We start from the raw sequence: 17,674 nt of genomic DNA on the forward strand, positions 1-17,674 counted from the left end.
GAGGGGAAAAGTATATCACAGGGGGGAGGGGTTACCCGAGCGGGGATGCAGCGGGTAACCGACAGGCTTTTACAGCACCATACGTACGATATCGATATTACCTAATTCTTCGTACAGTGTTTCAACCTGCTCAATGTGTGTCGCATTAATAGTGATAGAGACCGAGTGGTAATTGCCTTTGCTGCTCGGTTTTACCGTTGGGGAGTAATCACCTGGCGCATGGCGCTGTACCACTTCAACCACCTGATCAACCAGCTCAGGCAACGCCTGCCCCATTACTTTGTAAGTAAATGGAGTAGGGAATTCAAGCAGTTCGTTAAGTTTGGTTTTCATGTCAGCTCCGGCGTTACATCAAAAAATAATAACTCCCACGGCGCGTGGGAGTTATCTGGATACCTAGTATATGGGGACGTAAATCACACTTTCAAGTGTTCGATTTTTAGCCAAACCAGTGATGGAACATTAATTTAATGTAATCAATGATTTTACCAAAGAAGTTGCCTTCCGGGATTTCCTGCAGAACCACCAGCGGACGCTGTTCAATGGTTTTGCCATCAAGCTGGAAGTTGATGGTGCCGACAACCTGGTTTTTCTGCAGCGGTGCATGCAGTTCCGTGGTGTTCAGAACATAGCTGGCTTTCAGATCTTTCATGCGGCCGCGTGGAATAGTCAGGTACACGTCTTTATCGACACCTAATGACGCACGATCGGTATTACCAAACCAGGCCGGTTCTGAAGCAAACTCTTTGCCGACTTTCAACGGGTTCACGGTTTCAAAGAAACGGAAGCCCCAGGTCAGCAGTTTTTTACTTTCAGTTTCGCGGCCTTTATAGGTGCGACCACCCATCACGGCGGAGATCAGACGCATCTGGCCTTCGGTTGCGGATGCAACGAGGTTGTAGCCAGCTTTGTCAGTGTGGCCGGTTTTGATACCGTCAACATTCAGGCTGTTATCCCACAGCAGACCGTTACGGTTGAGCTGGCGGATACCGTTAAAGGTGAACTCTTTTTCTTTATAGATAGAGTATTCGTTGGGCACGTCGCGAATTAGCGCCTGACCAATCAGTGCCATGTCACGGGCCGAGCTGTACTGACCGTCAGCATCGAGACCATGAACGGTCTGGAAGTGGGTATTTTTCAGGCCCAGCGCATTCACATAGCTGTTCATCAGACCGACGAAAGCATCCTGGCTTCCGGCTGCGAAGTCCGCCATTGCCACGCAAGCATCGTTCCCTGATTGCAGGTTAATACCACGGATCAATTGAGAAACAGGAACCTGCATGCCAGGTTTGAGGAACATCAGCGATGAACCTTTAAACACCGGGTTGCCCGTAGCCCAGGCGTCGTTGCCGACGGTGACCAGATCGGTTTCTTTGAATTTCCCGGCTTTCATCGCCTGGCCGATGACGTAGCTGGTCATCATTTTGGTCAGGCTGGCGGGGTCACGGCGAGAGTCCGCATTTTGTTCTGCGAGAACTTTGCCTGAATTGTAGTCAATCAGGATATACGACTCCGCATCGATCTGCGGAACACCCGGGATCATGGTTTTAATATTCAGGTCATCTGCATGGGCAGCAGAAAGAGAGGCTGCGCAGAGAGCCGCGGTGAGCGCCATGCGCTGCACGAAACGAGCGGAAAAAGTGGTCTTCATGGTCTGAACTACGACGTCCGTGGTGAAATTAAAAAAAGTGCCCTACTATAGCAAATGCATAACTGGCAGGCATCTGACTTTCCGCGTGACTTTGTTAATGTCATTTACAGAAATTGACAATTCAGATGCCTGGTTTACGTTATTACACGCCGGTGATGAAGGACTGTAATTGCGCCTCGGATTGCAGACGCTGCTGCAGTGTGGAGGCTTCAGCCTTGCTGGCGAATGGCCCCATCTGAATACGCCAAACGGCACCGTTTTGCACAACCCGGCCCGGAACGCCAAACTGCTGACTTAAACGCTTTTGATACTGCTGTGCACGCGCCTGCTCGCTTACCGCACCAACCTGAACGACGTAACGACCGTTGGCTGCAGCTGCCGGAGTGGCAACGGCGACGGCTGGTGCTGCTGCGACAGTCGGTGTTGTGGCTGGGGCAGTCACAGGGGCAGCCGGTTGTGGCGCTGGCGTCGGTTCGCTACCTTCAAGCACGCCGGAAGCGAGCGTAGTCGGCGCACCGAGGAATCCACCGCTGTTTACTGGTGCTCCGGTAGGGTCATCGCTTTTCAGCGTGGAATTGCTGATCGGGCGGATATCTCCTTGCGGCTGACCCGCATCCGGTGTAGCAGGCATGCTGCCACCGCCGCTTAAATCAGGGCGAGAGGGCAGGGCATAGGTTTGTTTGGCCACTGTCGTACAGGCCATACCTGGGCCGGACAGAGAACCATCCTGTGCGACAATGATAGGATCGATACGCACTTTCGTGTTGTTAGATGTGTTCAGACGATCGGCTGCTGCTCGCGACAGCGAAACGACGCGATCGTTGCCATATGGGCCACGATCGTTAATGCGTACGACGATCATTCGACCGTTTGCCAGGTTAGTAATTCTGGCATAGCTTGGAATGGGCAGCGTCGGGTGCGCAGCAGTCAGCTGCATCGGGTCGAACGCTTCACCTGATGCGGTCAAATTACTTCCTGGCTCCGCATCGTAAATGGCGGCCAGTCCAGCCTGGCTAAAGCGGGAGGGATCCTGGACTATCTTGTAGCTCTTACCGTCACGCTGATAGTCCTGATTCGCCGTTGGGTTCAGGGGTTCAAAACGCGGATCGGCTCCGCTGATTTCAACAATCGGACCATTACACACCGCAGGTTGCGGCGCGACGGCAGCCTGTTGCTGACCATCATCACTTGAACACGCCGCGAGCATTCCTGCTGCGATGCAGATTCCAATCCACTGCTTACGCATTGCGTACCCCTTACACGCTTTTTGACAACATTTTTCTATGGGTGTGGATCGACATGACAATCCCGAACCCGGCCATCAGCACGATCAGTGCAGAGCCTCCGTAACTGACCAGTGGGAGTGGAACCCCAACTACAGGCAGAATACCGCTCACCATACCAATATTTACGAAGACATAAACGAATAATATCAACATTAAACCACCGGCCATGACGCGACCAAAGGTCGTTTGTGCGTGGGCGGCGATCCACAATCCGCGCATAATCAGCAAAATGTACAGGGCAAGCAGAATTAAAATCCCTACCAGACCCAGCTCTTCCGCCAGTACTGCAAAGATAAAGTCAGTATGACGTTCGGGCAAAAACTCCAACTGCGACTGCGTACCATGCAACCAGCCTTTGCCGCGTAGCCCACCTGAACCAATAGCAATTTTAGACTGAATAATGTGATAGCCCGCGCCCAGCGGATCGGTTTCCGGGTCGAGAAGCATCATCACGCGTTGTCGCTGGTAATCATGCATCAGGAAGAACCACAGTATTGGAATAAATGCGGCCACCAGAACCACAGCAACGCCGATTAAACGCCAGCTCAAGCCGGAGAGGAACAAGACAAACAGGCCGGAAAGCGCAACCAGGATTGAGGTGCCGAGGTCAGGCTGCGCGGCAACCAGCAGCGTGGGCATAAAAATGAGCACCAGCGCTATAGCCGTATTCTTCAGCGAAGGTGGGCAGACATCGCGGTTGATAAAGCGCGCCACCATCAGCGGGACGGCTATCTTGGCGATTTCCGAGGGCTGAAAACGCACGATTCCCAAATCCAGCCAACGTTGTGCGCCTTTGGAAATGGCGCCGAAGGCATCGACAGCAACCAACAGTATGATACAGAAGATATAGAGGTACGGCGCCCAACCTTCATAGACTCTGGGAGGAATTTGCGCCATCACCACCATGATGACCAGCCCCATAGCGATCTGGCCGACCTTACGTTCCATCATGCCAATATCCTGGCCGCTGGCGCTCCAGATGACCAGCGAGCTGTAGACCAGCAGAGCCAGCAAGATAAGCAACATTGTGGGATCGATATGAATTTTGTCCCAGAATGTTTTTTTGTTCGGATTATCCGTCACGATTATTGGTCCTCACCTGCTGCAACCGCCGGGTTTTCAGCAGGCAGATTGGTGTTGTTGTCACCCAACATAATGTGGTCAAGGATCTGGCGCATGAGTGTACCTACAGCCGGACCGGCCCCACCGTTTTCGAGGATCATCGCGACAGCGACCTCGGGTTTGTCATAGGGCGCGAATGCAGTCATCAGTTTGTGGTCACGTAAACGTTCGGCGATCTTATGTGCGTTATAGGTTTCATTGGCTTTCAGGCCAAATACCTGCGCGGTACCGGATTTCGCCGCAATTTTGTAGGGTGCGCCAGCAAAATACTTGTGCGCAGTCCCATTAGGGCGATTCGCTACACCGTACATACCGTCTTTGGCGATTTCCCAGTAGCCAGAATGAATGTCACCGACAGGAGGCTCATGTGGCTGTACCCACGGCACTTGCTTGCCGTTTTCCGCTGTGCTCATCAGCAGATGAGGGACTTTCACCATGCCGTCGTTGATGAGGATCATCAGCGCTTTACTCATCTGGATAGGTGTTGCTGTCCAGTAGCCCTGACCGATACCGACAGGGATTGTATCACCCTGGTACCAGGGCTTTTTAAACCGTTTTTGCTTCCACTCGCGGGTTGGCATGTTACCGGCGCGCTCTTCAGCGAGATCGATGCCCGTATAATGGCCGTAACCAAACTTGCTCATCCACTCAGAAAGACGGTCAATCCCCATATCATAGGCGATTTGATAGAAAAACGTATCAGCGGACTCTTCCAGAGAACGGGTGATGTTCAGATGACCGTGACCCCATTTTTTCCAGTCACGGTAACGTTTCTCTGAACCGGGTAATTGCCACCAGCCCGGATCAAATAGCCCGGTATTGCGGGTAATAACGCCTGCGCTTAACGCAGAGACCGCAACATAAGGTTTAACCGTGGACGCCGGAGGGTAAACGCCTTGCGTGGCGCGGTTAACCAGTGGGGTATTGGGGTCATTGAGTAACCCGGAATAATCTTTGCTGGAGATGCCGTCCACGAACAGGTTCGGGTCATAGCTTGGCATAGAGACCAGTGCCAGGACACCGCCAGTACGCGGGTCTGTGACCACGACGGCGGCACGGCTACCCGCCAGCAGCGTTTCAATGTATTGCTGGAGTTTCAAATCAAGCGTCAGATAGATATCGTGCCCGGCCTGCGGCGCCACTTCTTTAAGCTGGCGAATAACGCGGCCGCGGTTATTGACTTCAACCTCTTCATAACCGGTTTGACCATGAAGTACGTCTTCGTAATAACGTTCAATACCCAACTTACCGATGTCGTGCGTCGCCGCGTAGTTGGCCAGCTTGCCGTCTTTATCCAGGCGTTCAACGTCTTTATCGTTGATCTTCGATACGTAGCCGATCACGTGGGTCAGTGCAGAGCCGTAGGGGTAATAGCGGCGTTTATAGCCTTTAACTTCGACGCCAGGAAAACGATACTGATTCACGGCAAAGCGTGCGACCTGAACTTCAGTCAGGTTGGTTTTTACCGGAATAGAGGTGAAGCGGTGTGAACGGGCGCGCTCTTTTTTGAAGGCGGCAATGTCATCGTCCGTCAGATCGACGACGTTACGCAGCGCGTCGAGCGTATCCTGAATGTTGTCGACCTTTTCCGGCATCATTTCTATCTGATAAATGGTGCGGTTAAGGGCGAGGGGAATTCCGTTGCGGTCATAAATGATGCCGCGGCTGGGGGCGATAGGCACCAGTTTGATGCGGTTCTCGTTCGAACGGGTCTGATAATCAGTAAAGCGAACGATTTGCAGATTATAAAGATTGGCGATTAGCACGCCAGTGAGCAGCAAAATCCCCAAAAAAGCGACCAGCGCCCGGCGCACAAACAGCGCAGACTCAGCCGTATAGTCGCGAAAAGAATTCTGTAGTTTCATCCGCTGCTTAATCTACTCAAGAATCAATGATCACTCACGGTGATAAGGATGGTTGGTGGTAATGCTCCACGCCCTGTACAGACTCTCTGCGACCAGCACCCGGACAAGAGGGTGGGGAAGGGTTAATGCAGAGAGTGACCAGCTTTGCTCCGCTGCCGCTTTACAGGCGGGGGACAGTCCTTCCGGTCCGCCAATCAACAGACTGACGTCACGACCATCCAGTTTCCAGCGTTCCAGCTCGGTCGCCAGTTGTGGCGTGTCCCAGGGTTTTCCTGGGATATCAAGGGTGACGATGCGGTTTTTGCCTGCGGCGGCCAGCATCTGTTCACCCTCTTTGTCGAGAATGCGCTTAATGTCCGCGTTCTTGCCGCGTTTTCCTGCCGGGATTTCGATCAGCTCAAAGGGCATGTCTTTCGGAAACCGGCGCAGGTACTCCGTAAAACCGGTTTGCACCCAGTCAGGCATTTTCGTACCCACAGCGACAAGTTGCAGCTTCACGCATTAACTCCAGAGTTTTTCCAGTTCATATAGGCGACGGCTCTCTTCCTGCATAACGTGGACAATCACATCACCAAGATCGACGACGATCCAGTCAGCTACGTTTTCGCCTTCTACGCCAAGCGGCAGCAGACCGGCGGTGCGAGACTCCTGAACAACGTGATCGGCGATAGACATGACATGGCGGCTGGACGTGCCAGTGCAGATAATCATGCAATCGGTGATACTGGATTTGCCCTGAACATCTAAGGCGATGATGTCTTGACCTTTCAGGTCATCAATTTTGTCGATTACAAAATCCTGGAGTGCTTTACCCTGCAAGTGTTCCCCCTGGGTGAAAAAGAGTTAAAAACGTCTGTTAGTATACCTGAACCAGAGGCGATATCGGGACAAATGTCTCCGAAAGCGCTTTTGAGGTGCGCTATCATCCCACCCCACGCAACAGAATGCATCGCCATTTTTGTAAAACAATTTCTGCAAAGCTCTGAAAGGCGGGAAAAGTCAGGTTGCGGAGAATAGCAGCCTGTCATAGGGTGTCAATGGGAGAGAGGCCCTTCGGCAGAAAAAACAGTGCATTCACTCACCCTCGTGCCACACGGCGCGACTATTGAGAACTTTCAGAACTGCAAAGTCGTCACAAAAATCAATGGCACTCCAGCATCCCTGTTCGATGCGAAAGTGCCACATGGCGGCCGTGGGCATGGACAGCAGCCGGGCCACCAGTACGCTCAGCACGCCCTGATGACTTACCACCAACAGATTTTTACTGTCTTTGTATTCAGCAAGCTGAGCAATGAAACGTTCAACACGCTGTGAAAATGCCTGAAATCCTTCGCCATTAGTTGGGGTTGCGTTCTGCCAGTCGTTACACCATACGGCATAATTTTCAGCGTCTTCGCGCGCAAGATCGCGATGATGGCGCATTTCCCAGTCGCCAAAGAACATCTCATTAAGTTCAGGCATGACACGCACAGGAACATCGCGTTCCGCCAGAATCAGTTGGGTTGTATGGCGGGCGCGTTCGAGTTCGCTGCACAGAACGTTGTCGAAAGGGACATTGCGTAGCAGCCCACTCAGTGATTGCGCCTGAACAATCCCCCGTTCCGTTAGCGGTGTGGGGGCATGACCGCTGTATAACCCAGCGACATTGGCTTCGGTTTCTCCGTGACGTACTAACCAGAGTCTCATTTTTTCCTCTTGGGGCTATTCGCACAAAATATGATGCTTGCCCTGATTGCGCAGAGATTTTTTCAATAAAATACCCCTTTTTAACTGGAGCGGCACGATGTCTTTATTGAAGAGCGCGCACGGCGGTAATACCCGAGAAGCCGCCGCATTGTTGGGCATCCCGCCTGAGCAATTGCTGGATTTTAGCGCGAATATTAACCCGCTGGGTATGCCCGCAACCTTAAAATGCGCGCTTATCGACAATCTGGACAGGGCTGAATGCTACCCGGACGTTGACTACACCCAGTTGCATGCGGCGCTGGCGCAGCATCACCAGATACCTGTTTCGTGGATCCTCGCGGGGAATGGCGAAACAGAATCTATCTTCACCCTGGTTAATGGGCTCAAGCCGCGTCATGCGATGATTGTTGCCCCTGGATTTGCTGAATACCGCCGGGCGCTGGAATGGGGAGAATGTGCGATCCATGAATTTGCGCTGCGCGAGGAGGATGGCTGGCAGCTCACCGCCACGATCCTTGATGTGTTAACGCCAGAGCTGGACTGCCTTTTTCTCTGTACGCCCAACAACCCTACAGGGCTATTGCCCGATGGTCATCTGCTTGCTGCGATAGCAACGCGCTGCGCTGAATTGGGGATTACCTTGATTCTGGATGAAGCCTTTATCGATTTTATTGCCGGGGAGGAGGGTTTTATTCCGCGGCTACAAGAGAATCCGCACATTTGGGTTCTTCGCTCGCTGACCAAGTTCTATGCGATACCGGGGTTGCGACTGGGTTATCTGGTCAATAGCGATGAACAGGCCGTGGCACGGATGCGCAGCCGACAAATGCCGTGGTCAATTAACGCATTTGCCGCGCTGGCGGGAGAGATGATTCTTAGCGATAGCGCCTACCAGCAGGCGACGTGGCAATGGCTGGCACAGGAAGGACAGCGATTTGATCAACAATTGCAAACACTGCCCGGCCTGACAGTCTATCCCGGTCGGGCTAACTATCGGCTGTTACGCTGCGATCGACTGGATATCGATTTGCAAAAATCACTGCTGGAACAACATGTTTTGATCCGCAGTTGTGCCAATTACCCTGGCCTGGACGCGCGTTATTACCGGGTTGCTGTTCGCAGTAAGGACGAAAATGACCGCCTGTTGGCGGCATTAAACAACACGCTTAGCGGTACAAACCCTGCTGGTTGATATAGTCGAGCACGGCGCGTGGCAGTAAGTCGTCGCACGGCTCGCCTTTTTCCAGGCGTTCGCGGATAAGCGTGGCGGAGATATTGAACCACGGCGTTTCGGCAAGGTAAATCTTACCTGCCGGCAGGTTATGCAGATCATCTGCCGTATGGGTCAGATGATTTTCCAGCCACTGCTGGTGCTGTTCCTGTGCCATTTCGAGCGGGTAACCCGGGCGTCGACACACGATAAGATGGGTGTTGTCCAGAATCGTGTCGTAGTCATGCCAGGAAGGAAAGGTCAGCAGTGAATCCTGACCAATAATGAATGCCAGCGGTGCATCCGGGCCTTGTTCCACACGCCACTCTTGCAGCGTTTGCGCGGTGTACGAGGCGGTATCGCGTTTTAGCTCGCGTTCATCCAGTGAAAACAAAGGTTTGTCGGCAATGGCCAGCTCAAGCATATGTTTACGCTGAGCGCTGGAGGCTTCCGGTTGCGCACGATGTGGTGGCACGTTATTGGGCATGACAATGACCCGAGAGAGGCCAATCAGATTAGCCAGAATTTCAACGGGTTTCAGATGACCATAATGCACCGGATCAAAGGTGCCACCGAACAGAGCCTGCAATGATTTCATATCAACCATCAATAAAAACATCTGCCAGTGATTTATGGCAAAGCAACAGGGAAAGTCCCTCAAGCTCTGCCCACACTGACTGACCATAGTCTTGTTTAAGCGTAATTTCCGTACGTGTTAACAGCGTGACCGCCTGACGTAACTGCGTGGGAGTCAGCCGGTTTAACGCTTCTCCCATCATGCCACGGCGATTTTGCCATACCCGATGTTTGTCAAACAATGCCCGTAATGGGGTATGGGCCGACTGCCGTTTCAGGTTCACCAGCAGTAATAATTCCCGCTGCAGAGTACGTAACAAAATAACGGGTTCACTGCCTTCAAGACGGAGCTGTTGCAGAATATGCAGCGCGCGTTTGCTTTTGCCCATCAGCAGCGCGTCCACCCAGTGAAACGGGGTAAAGTGCGCGGCATCGTTAACGGCTTGCTCCACACGAGGCAATGTTAATTTACCGTCAGGCCAAAGTAGCGACAACCGCTCCAGCGCCTGCGCTAACGCTAGCAGATTGCCTTCGTAGCAATAGCATAAGAGCTGGTTGGCGGCGTCATCCAACTGCAGATTATGATGTTTCGCCCTTGCGGCTACCCAACGCGGAAGCTGTGCCTGTTCAGGTGTCTGGCAACTGACCAGAACCGCGTTATTCGCCAGTCCGGTATACCATGCGGCGTTTTCCTGGGCTTTGGTCAGCTTGTTACCACGAACAATAAGCAGCAGATCGTCATGTAGCAGTGTGACGAGCGAGGCAAGTTGTTCGTTAATGGCGGTATTGGGGCCATTTTCTGGCAGCTGCAGGAGTAACGTTTGACGGCTGGCAAACAGGCTCATCGCCTGGCAGAGTGAAAAAATTTCCCCCCAGTCGGTGCTGTTGTCCAGGGTGAAAGCGTGGTGTTCTTCGAACCCTTGCGTTGCGGCAGCCTGGCGGATGGCATCCTGGCTTTCCTGCAATAAGAGGGGATCGTTACCTAAGAGTAAATACGCCGCGCGCAGCCCTTCATTGAGCTGTGCGCGGAGTTGTTCAGGGTACAACTTGAGCATCAGTTACCCAGCGTGGTGGAAACACGCGCCGGAGAGGAGGACGCTGGCGCTGCAGTTTTCACTGCAGGCTCGACGTCATCGCCGGATGACTGAACATCAGCAATATGTACGCTTGGCAGTTTACGAATCAACTGCTCGGCCGCCTTGTCGTACATCTCTTTAACGATCATCTCCTGCTCGTTATCCTTCGCCAGTGCCGCTTGCGGGTTGTCGAAGAATGAACGATAGACTTTAGCGCTGATCGGGTAAATATCATGGCCCGGGATCAGGACTGAAGCACTCACGGACATCACCATCTGGTATTCAGCGGTTTGACCGTTCTGGAACACGGAGGCGGTATCCTGCGAAATGCTGACCGCGCCAAGGCGTAAGGACGGAACGTCTTTGCGCGTTGAGCTGTCTTCCAGCAGTGTAACGCCATTCAAACGCAACTGATTACGCACCGCCCGGCTTAACGGGCCGTTCGGATCACCCGTGACCAGAATCATGGTTTTCATCGTGGGGGGAACCTGCGTAGTACTACGCAGATGCCAGCCACACCCGGCGGTGACCAGCACCGCCAGAGATAACAACAATGTTGTCAGAAATCGCACGCTTCCTCCCGCGCTTAGCCAACGACCAGATTGAGGAGTTTACCCGGTACATAGATCACTTTACGTACGGTAACGCCATCAAGATATTTTGCCACCAGAGGCTCCTGGCCAGCACGTTCACGAACCTGCTCTTCAGTGGCGTTTACCGGAACGGTGATTTTGCCACGTACTTTGCCGTTTACCTGAACCACAACCAGCGTTGAGTCTTCAACCATTGCGGCGTCATCAGCTACCGGCCACGGCGCATTGTCGATATCGCCTTCGCCTTTCAGCGCCTGCCACATCGTGAAGCAAACGTGTGGGGTGAACGGGTTGAGCATGCGTACAACGGCCAGCAGCGCTTCCTGCATCAGGGCACGGTCCTGCTCGTCTTCCTGCGGTGCTTTCGCCAGCTTGTTCATCAGTTCCATAATCGCCGCAATTGCGGTGTTAAAGGTCTGACGGCGACCGATATCATCAGTCACTTTAGCAATGGTTTTGTGCACGTCGCGACGCAGCGCTTTTTGATCTTCCGTCAGTGCAGCAACGTTCAGCGCCGGAGCATCACCCTGTGAAGTGTGCTCATAAACCAGTTTCCAGACACGCTTCAGGAAGCGGTTTGCCCCTTCTACGCCGGATTCCTGCCATTCCAGGGTCATATCAGCCGGAGAGGCGAACATCATGAACAGACGCACGGTGTCCGCGCCGTAGCGCTCAACCATGACCTGCGGGTCGATACCGTTGTTTTTGGACTTGGACATTTTGCTCATGCCGGTATACACCAGTTCATGGCCTTCAGCATCCTTCGCCTTAACGATACGACCTTTTTCGTCGCGCTCAACGATGGCGTCAACCGGAGAAACCCAGTTGCGTTCGCCGTTTGCGCCAACGTAGTAGAACGCATCGGCCAGCACCATTCCCTGACACAGCAGCTGTTTAGCCGGTTCGTCAGAGTTGACCATGCCCGCGTCGCGCATCAGTTTGTGGAAGAAGCGGAAGTAGAGCAGGTGCATGATGGCGTGTTCAATACCGCCAATGTAGATATCAACCGGCAGCCAGTAGTTTGCCGCTTCTGGGTCCAGCATGCCTTCGTTGTACTGCGGGCAGGTGTAGCGCGCGTAGTACCAGGAGGACTCCATAAAGGTATCGAAGGTGTCGGTTTCACGCAGGGCAGGCATACCGTTAACGGTGGTTTTCGCCCACTCCGGATCGGCTTTGATCGGGCTGGTGATACCGTCCATGACGACATCTTCTGGCAGAATTACCGGCAGTTGATCTTCTGGTGTCGGCAGTACGGTACCGTCTTCCAGCGTCACCATCGGAATTGGCGCGCCCCAGTAACGCTGACGGGAAACACCCCAGTCGCGCAGACGGTAGTTAACTTTACGCTCACCGACACCCAGAGCGACCAGCTTGTCGGCAATGGCGTTGAACGCGTCTTCGAAGGCCAGGCCGTCAAACTCACCGGAGTTAAACAGCACGCCTTTTTCGGTCAGTGCCTGCTCGGACAAATCCGGCTCTGTGCCTTCAGAAGTCAGAATTACCGGCTTGATGGACAGGCCATACTTGGTGGCAAATTCGTAGTCGCGCTGATCGTGACCCGGAACGGCCATCACCGCACCGGTGCCGTATTCCATCAGGACGAAGTTTGCCGCCCAAACCGGGATTTCTTCGCCAGTCAGCGGATGAACCGCTTTAAAGCCGGTATCGACGCCCTTTTTCTCCATGGTCGCCATTTCGGCTTCAGCAACCTTGGTGTTACGGCATTCGTCAATGAAGGCAGCCAGTTCCGGGTTATTTGCCGCCGCTTTTTGCGCCAGCGGGTGACCTGCGGCAACGGCCAGGTAGGTCGCACCCATAAAGGTATCCGGACGGGTGGTGTAGACGGTCAGCGTGTTGTCGTAACCGTTCACGTTGAAGGTGATTTCTACACCTTCAGAGCGGCCAATCCAGTTGCGCTGCATGGTTTTAACGGTATCAGGCCAGTGATCCAGGTTATCCAGATCACGCAGCAGTTCGTCTGCGTAAGCGGTGATTTTGATGAACCACTGTGGGATCTCTTTACGCTCAACTTTGGTATCGCAGCGCCAGCAGCAGCCGTCAATAACCTGTTCGTTCGCCAGTACGGTCTGGTCGTTAGGGCACCAGTTCACCGCAGAGGTTTTCTTGTATACCAGACCTTTTTTGTACAGTTCGGTGAAGAACTTCTGTTCCCAGCGGTAATATTCCGGGGTGCAGGTCGCCAGCTCACGGCTCCAGTCGTAACCAAAGCCCAGCATTTTGAGCTGGTTTTTCATGTACGCGATATTGTCGTACGTCCACGGTGCTGGCGCGGTATTGTTTTTTACCGCCGCACCTTCCGCAGGCAGGCCGAACGCATCCCAGCCAATGGGCTGCAGTACGTTTTTGCCCAGCATGCGCTGGTAGCGGGCGATCACGTCACCGATGGTGTAGTTACGTACGTGGCCCATGTGTAGTCGACCAGAAGGATAGGGAAGCATAGACAGGCAGTAATACTTCTCTTTGCTCTCGTCTTCGGTAACTTCAAATGTGCGCTTCTCATCCCAGTGAAGCTGTACTTTGGATTCTATCTCTTCCGGGCGGTATTGCTCTTGCATGGCAGCCAGTGGTCCTGTTTTCAATACAGCTACAAACGTAGCTCTAGATGTGGTGTTTCAGATCCGCATAGCATAGCCCAAACGCCCGCGTCAAAACAGCCTTTCGCGCATTCAGCGTTGAATTCCCGCAAGGATAATTCTGACACGAATTTACACACTCTGTGGACAGTCTTGCAAAGCGTAGCGTAAATAACGTCTATTATTATAGACAGTTAACGACCCAGGAGGCGAAGCGATGAACAAGGTTGCTCAATATTACCGTGAACTGGTGACGTCACTCAGCGAACGTCTGCGTAACGGCGAACGCGATATTGATGCGCTGGTGGAGCAGGCGCGTCAGCGAGTTATGCAGACCGGGGAGTTAACCCGAACCGAGGTGGAGGAACTCACAAGGGCCGTCAGACGCGACCTGGAAGAGTTTGCACTCAGTTATGAAGAAAGTCTCGATGAGGAGACAGACAGCGTCTTTATGCGGGTTATCAAGGAGAGTATCTGGCAGGAACTGGCCGATATTACCGATAAAACGCAGCTCGAATGGCGCGAAGTGTTCCAGGATCTCAGTCATCATGGGGTTTATCACAGCGGCGAGGTGGTTGGGTTGGGGAATCTGGTCTGCGAGAAGTGTCACTTCCATTTAGCGGTGTACACTCCGGATGTGCTGCCGCTGTGTCCGAAATGCGGACACGATCAGTTCCAAAGACGGCCATTTGAGCCGTAATCGCTTATTGCCGGATGGCGACGTGAAGCGTCTTATCCGGCCTACAAATTGCACGATTTTGTAGGCCGGATAAGCGTTAGCGCCGTCCGGCGTGTATCAGGCGTAAAACTTCAGCCGTTCCGCCAGCAGATCGACAAATCCCTGGCGATCAACGTCCACCATCACGGTGGCGTTTGGCTTATTGCCGCTCAGGAAGTAGTAGTCCACCACGGTCATGCCCTGCGTGTATTTGCCCTGAGTTTCCACACCAACCCAGCGATCAACGGTGGTAAACAGTTCCGGTTTCAGCAGCCAGGCAATAGTGCAGGGGTCGTGCAGCGGCGCGCCGATGAATCCCCATTTTTCGTCTTTGTGATATTCAAAGAAGAAGTCGAGTAGTTCAGCAACGATCGTTGAAACAGGATTGCCAATAGCGCGGAACCGTTCGGTATCTTCGCGATGTATTTGCGCTTTATGCGTCACATCCAGACCCGCCATTACCACCGGAATGCCCGACTGGAATACGATTTCAGCGGCTTCAGGATCCACGAAAATGTTGAACTCAGCGGCGGGCGTCCAGTTTCCGAGACCCATCGCACCACCCATTATCACGATACGGGCGATTTTAGCGTGCAGTTCAGGATGGCTATTCAGTAGCAATGCCACGTTGGTTTGCGGCCCGGTGGAGACAATGGTCACTGGTTCCGGGCTGTCACGCAGGGTTTTCGCCATCAGTTCCACAGCGGTACAGGTCTGTGGGGCAAAGGCGGGTTCCGGGAGCGCCGGGCCATCTAACCCACTCTCGCCGTGGACGTTATCGGCAATAATCAGATCGCGCATCAGCGGTTTCACAGCGCCACCGGCGACGGGAATATCACTACGATTGAGCAGTGTTAGCATGCGTAATACGTTACGCAGCGTTTTGTCGGGCGTCTGGTTCCCGGCTGACGAGGTTACCGCTTTCACATCCAGTTCAGGTGAGGCGAGGGCGAGAACAATTGCGATAGCGTCGTCATGACCTGGATCGCAATCAAACAGGATCGGAAGTGCCATTGTTGCTCCTTGTAAGTGGGACTCTGTGACAAGGTTAACGCTGGGCTGTATCTGTTTCGAGAAGTGAAGAGGTAAATCGTGAGGTGGCGCGCACATGGCGATGCGCGCCAGCAAGATTAGTGCAGGATTTTCGCGAGGAAGTCTTTGGCGCGGTCCGATTTCGGATTGGCGAAGAACTCTTCTTTCGGTGAGTCTTCAACAATTTTCCCTTCATCCATGAAGATCACCCGGTTCGCCACTTTACGCGCAAAGCCCATTTCGTGGGTTACCACCATCATGGTCATCCCTTCATTGGCCAGTTCAACCATGACGTCCAGTACTTCGTTGATCATTTCAGGATCAAGCGCCGATGTCGGTTCGTCAAACAGCATGGCGATAGGATCCATACACAGCGCCCGGGCGATAGCGACACGCTGTTGCTGGCCCCCGGATAGCTGGGCCGGGAACTTCTCGGCATGTGCTGACAGACCAACGCGTTCCAGTAACTTTTGCGCTTTGTCGCGGGCCGGCTTTTTATCGCGCTTAAGCACTTTTACCTGCGCCAGAGTCAGGTTCTCAATGATCGACAGATGCGGGAACAGTTCAAAGTGCTGGAACACCATACCAACACGAGAGCGCAGTTTGGCCAGATCGGTTTTTTTATCATTTACCACGGTGCCATCAACGGTGATGACGCCCTGTTGCACTGGCTCCAGGCCGTTTACCGTCTTGATAAGCGTTGATTTACCGGAGCCTGACGGGCCACAGACAACCACCACCTCACCTTTTTTCACTTCCGTGGAGCAGTCGGTCAGCACCTGAAAGTGACCATACCATTTAGAAACATTTTTCAGGGTAATCATTAAACTGTCCTTTTCTTCAAATAGCTGACCAACAACGATGCGCTCAGACTGAATACAAAATAAACGGCGCCAGCAAACAGGATCATTTCAACCTGCGTGCCGTCACGCTCACCAATGGTGGAGGCGGTACGGAAGAAATCTGCCAGACTCAATACATAGACCAGCGAGGTATCCTGGAACAGTACGATGCCCTGGGTAAGCAGCAGCGGCACCATTGCGCGGAATGCCTGTGGCAGAATGATCAGCTTCATCGACTGCCAGTGGGTCATCCCCAGCGCCAACGCGGCGCTGGACTGCCCACGAGAAATACTCTGGATACCGGCACGGATAATTTCGGAATAGTACGCGGCTTCAAACATCGAAAACGCCACCATCGCCGAGATCAGGCGAATATCGGTTTTTGGCGACAGGCCCAGCACGTTTTGCAGGAAACCGGGCACAATCAGGTAGAACCACAGCAGCACCATCACCAGTGGAATGGAGCGGAATACGTTGACGTAGCCCTTCGCAAACCAGGCAATCGGCGCAAAGCTCGACAGTCGCATGACGGCAAGGATGGTCCCCCAGACGATACCAATGACGACCGCTGTAACGGTGATTTTCAACGTGATGATCAATCCGTCCAGCAGATACGGCAGGGAAGGGACGATAGAACTCCAGTCAAATTCGTACATTATTTGCCTCCCAAATTGCCAGGCAGGCGGATTTTGCGTTCGACGAGATTCATCACCAGCATGATGACGGCGTTAATCAGGACGTAGGCCAGCGTGATGGCGGTAAACGATTCCCATGCGTGGGCGGAGTAATCCAGCAGCTTGCCCGCCTGCGCCGCCATATCCACCAGACCGATGGTGGAGGCGATTGCGGAGTTCTTCACCAGGTTCATCATCTCTGAGGTCATTGGCGGAACAATCACGCGATAAGCGTTTGGCAGCAGGACGTAGCGATAGGCTTGCGGCAGCGTCAGGCCCATCGCCAGCGCGGCGTTTTTCTGCCCGCGAGGCAGGGACTGAATCGCGGCACGAACCTGCTCACAGACGCGCGCGGCGGTAAACAGCCCCAGACAAAGCATGGATGAGAGGAAGAACTGAATGTTGGGATCCAGTTCTGACTTGAACCACATGCCAATGTTTTCCGGCAGCAGTTCAGGAATGACCAGATACCAGGTAAAGAACTGGACGATGAGTGGAACGTTACGAAACAACTCAACGTACAGCGTGCCGATTCCGGAAAGGAAACGATTTGGTACGGTACGTAAAATGCCGAATAAAGAGCCTATGAGGAAAGCGATAATCCAGGCGGTGATAGATAACGCGACCGTGACCTGGAAACCACTCCAGAGCCAGCCGAGATAGGTGGTGTTGCCGAACGGGGCCTGTTGTAAAAAAATACCCCAGTTCCAGTCTATAGACATAAATCTACTCCAGAAAAAAAAGGGTAG

Annotated in this window: 18 protein-coding genes; 2 read left to right on the top strand and 16 right to left on the bottom strand. The window is 53.3% G+C overall.

Annotated features, from left to right (window positions below; translation table 11 throughout):
• Positions 1–69: 69 nt before the first annotated feature.
• The 8 genes from ybeD to AL515_RS08210 form a co-directional block, all read right to left on the bottom strand.
• The gene (gene ybeD, locus AL515_RS08175; RefSeq protein WP_000850547.1) at positions 70–333 is read right to left on the bottom strand and encodes a DUF493 family protein YbeD; all 264 of its coding nucleotides are present in this window, start codon (positions 331–333) and stop codon (positions 70–72) included.
• 106 nt (positions 334–439) lie between these two features.
• Entirely contained in the window at positions 440–1,651 is a 1,212-nt protein-coding gene (gene dacA, locus AL515_RS08180) for a D-alanyl-D-alanine carboxypeptidase DacA (RefSeq protein ID WP_048212300.1), read from the bottom strand.
• 142 nt (positions 1,652–1,793) lie between these two features.
• Entirely contained in the window at positions 1,794–2,897 is a 1,104-nt protein-coding gene (gene rlpA / locus AL515_RS08185) for an endolytic peptidoglycan transglycosylase RlpA (RefSeq protein ID WP_061067511.1), read from the bottom strand.
• A 10-nt stretch (positions 2,898–2,907) separates the two neighbouring features.
• On the bottom strand, positions 2,908–4,020 hold the full coding sequence (mrdB, locus tag AL515_RS08190; protein ID WP_003022718.1) for a peptidoglycan glycosyltransferase MrdB: 1,113 nt from the start codon (positions 4,018–4,020) through the stop codon (positions 2,908–2,910).
• 2 nt (positions 4,021–4,022) lie between these two features.
• Positions 4,023–5,924, bottom strand: a complete 1,902-nt coding sequence (mrdA, locus tag AL515_RS08195; RefSeq protein WP_048212298.1) for a peptidoglycan DD-transpeptidase MrdA — start codon at positions 5,922–5,924, stop codon at positions 4,023–4,025.
• Positions 5,925–5,954: 30 nt separating this feature from the next.
• Positions 5,955–6,422 (bottom strand): 23S rRNA (pseudouridine(1915)-N(3))-methyltransferase RlmH, encoded by a 468-nt coding sequence (gene rlmH, locus AL515_RS08200; protein WP_003022725.1) that lies wholly within the window; start codon positions 6,420–6,422, stop codon positions 5,955–5,957.
• Between the two features lie 3 nt (positions 6,423–6,425).
• Positions 6,426–6,743 carry a ribosome silencing factor gene (gene rsfS, locus AL515_RS08205; protein ID WP_003022728.1) on the bottom strand — a complete coding sequence of 106 codons (318 nt, stop codon included), beginning with the start codon at positions 6,741–6,743 and terminating at the stop codon, positions 6,426–6,428.
• A gap of 255 nt (positions 6,744–6,998) precedes the next feature.
• On the bottom strand, positions 6,999–7,610 hold the full coding sequence (locus AL515_RS08210) for an adenosylcobalamin/alpha-ribazole phosphatase (RefSeq protein ID WP_061067512.1): 612 nt from the start codon (positions 7,608–7,610) through the stop codon (positions 6,999–7,001).
• A 97-nt stretch (positions 7,611–7,707) separates the two neighbouring features.
• On the opposite strand from AL515_RS08210, the gene cobD reads away from it, so the two are divergent.
• Complete coding sequence (cobD, locus tag AL515_RS08215; protein ID WP_061067513.1) at positions 7,708–8,802, top strand: threonine-phosphate decarboxylase CobD; 1,095 nt, start codon at positions 7,708–7,710, stop codon at positions 8,800–8,802.
• On the opposite strand, the gene nadD is transcribed toward cobD, so the two are convergent.
• Genes nadD through leuS form a run of 4 tightly spaced genes read right to left on the bottom strand, consistent with a single transcriptional unit; the run spans position 8,777 to position 13,641 of the window.
• Entirely contained in the window at positions 8,777–9,418 is a 642-nt protein-coding gene (gene nadD / locus AL515_RS08220) for a nicotinate-nucleotide adenylyltransferase (protein WP_086523834.1), read from the bottom strand. The genes cobD and nadD overlap by 26 nt on opposite strands.
• Before the next feature lies 1 nt (position 9,419).
• Positions 9,420–10,451, bottom strand: a complete 1,032-nt coding sequence (gene holA / locus AL515_RS08225; protein ID WP_061067514.1) for a DNA polymerase III subunit delta — start codon at positions 10,449–10,451, stop codon at positions 9,420–9,422.
• Positions 10,451–11,044 (bottom strand): LPS assembly lipoprotein LptE, encoded by a 594-nt coding sequence (lptE, locus tag AL515_RS08230; RefSeq protein WP_048212293.1) that lies wholly within the window; start codon positions 11,042–11,044, stop codon positions 10,451–10,453. Before lptE ends, holA begins: the two co-directional genes overlap by 1 nt.
• A 14-nt stretch (positions 11,045–11,058) precedes the next feature.
• Positions 11,059–13,641, bottom strand: a complete 2,583-nt coding sequence (gene leuS / locus AL515_RS08235) for a leucine--tRNA ligase (protein WP_105242155.1) — start codon at positions 13,639–13,641, stop codon at positions 11,059–11,061.
• 235 nt (positions 13,642–13,876) lie between these two features.
• Here leuS and AL515_RS08240 point away from each other — a divergent pair, with 235 nt between their 5' ends.
• The gene (locus tag AL515_RS08240; protein ID WP_005121423.1) at positions 13,877–14,359 is read left to right on the top strand and encodes a zinc ribbon-containing protein; all 483 of its coding nucleotides are present in this window, start codon (positions 13,877–13,879) and stop codon (positions 14,357–14,359) included.
• A 96-nt stretch (positions 14,360–14,455) separates the two neighbouring features.
• Here the strand turns inward: AL515_RS08240 and rihA are convergent, their stop codons facing one another.
• The 4 genes from rihA to gltJ form a co-directional block, all read right to left on the bottom strand.
• A complete protein-coding gene (rihA, locus tag AL515_RS08245; protein ID WP_061067516.1) occupies positions 14,456–15,391 on the bottom strand; it encodes a pyrimidine-specific ribonucleoside hydrolase RihA in 936 nt (311 codons plus the stop codon).
• 116 nt (positions 15,392–15,507) lie between these two features.
• Entirely contained in the window at positions 15,508–16,233 is a 726-nt protein-coding gene (gltL, locus tag AL515_RS08250) for a glutamate/aspartate ABC transporter ATP-binding protein GltL (RefSeq protein ID WP_003022754.1), read from the bottom strand.
• Positions 16,233–16,907: a glutamate/aspartate ABC transporter permease GltK gene (gene gltK / locus AL515_RS08255; RefSeq protein WP_003022757.1), complete on the bottom strand. Its 675-nt coding sequence runs from the start codon at positions 16,905–16,907 to the stop codon at positions 16,233–16,235. Before gltK ends, gltL begins: the two co-directional genes overlap by 1 nt.
• Entirely contained in the window at positions 16,907–17,647 is a 741-nt protein-coding gene (gene gltJ, locus AL515_RS08260) for a glutamate/aspartate ABC transporter permease GltJ (protein WP_003022759.1), read from the bottom strand. The genes gltK and gltJ overlap by 1 nt, the downstream gene beginning before the upstream one ends.
• Positions 17,648–17,674: the final 27 nt, after the last annotated feature.

It is taken from the genome of Citrobacter sp. FDAARGOS_156 (genome assembly GCF_001559235.2).
Taxonomy (GTDB): Bacteria; Pseudomonadota; Gammaproteobacteria; order Enterobacterales; family Enterobacteriaceae; genus Citrobacter; species Citrobacter youngae.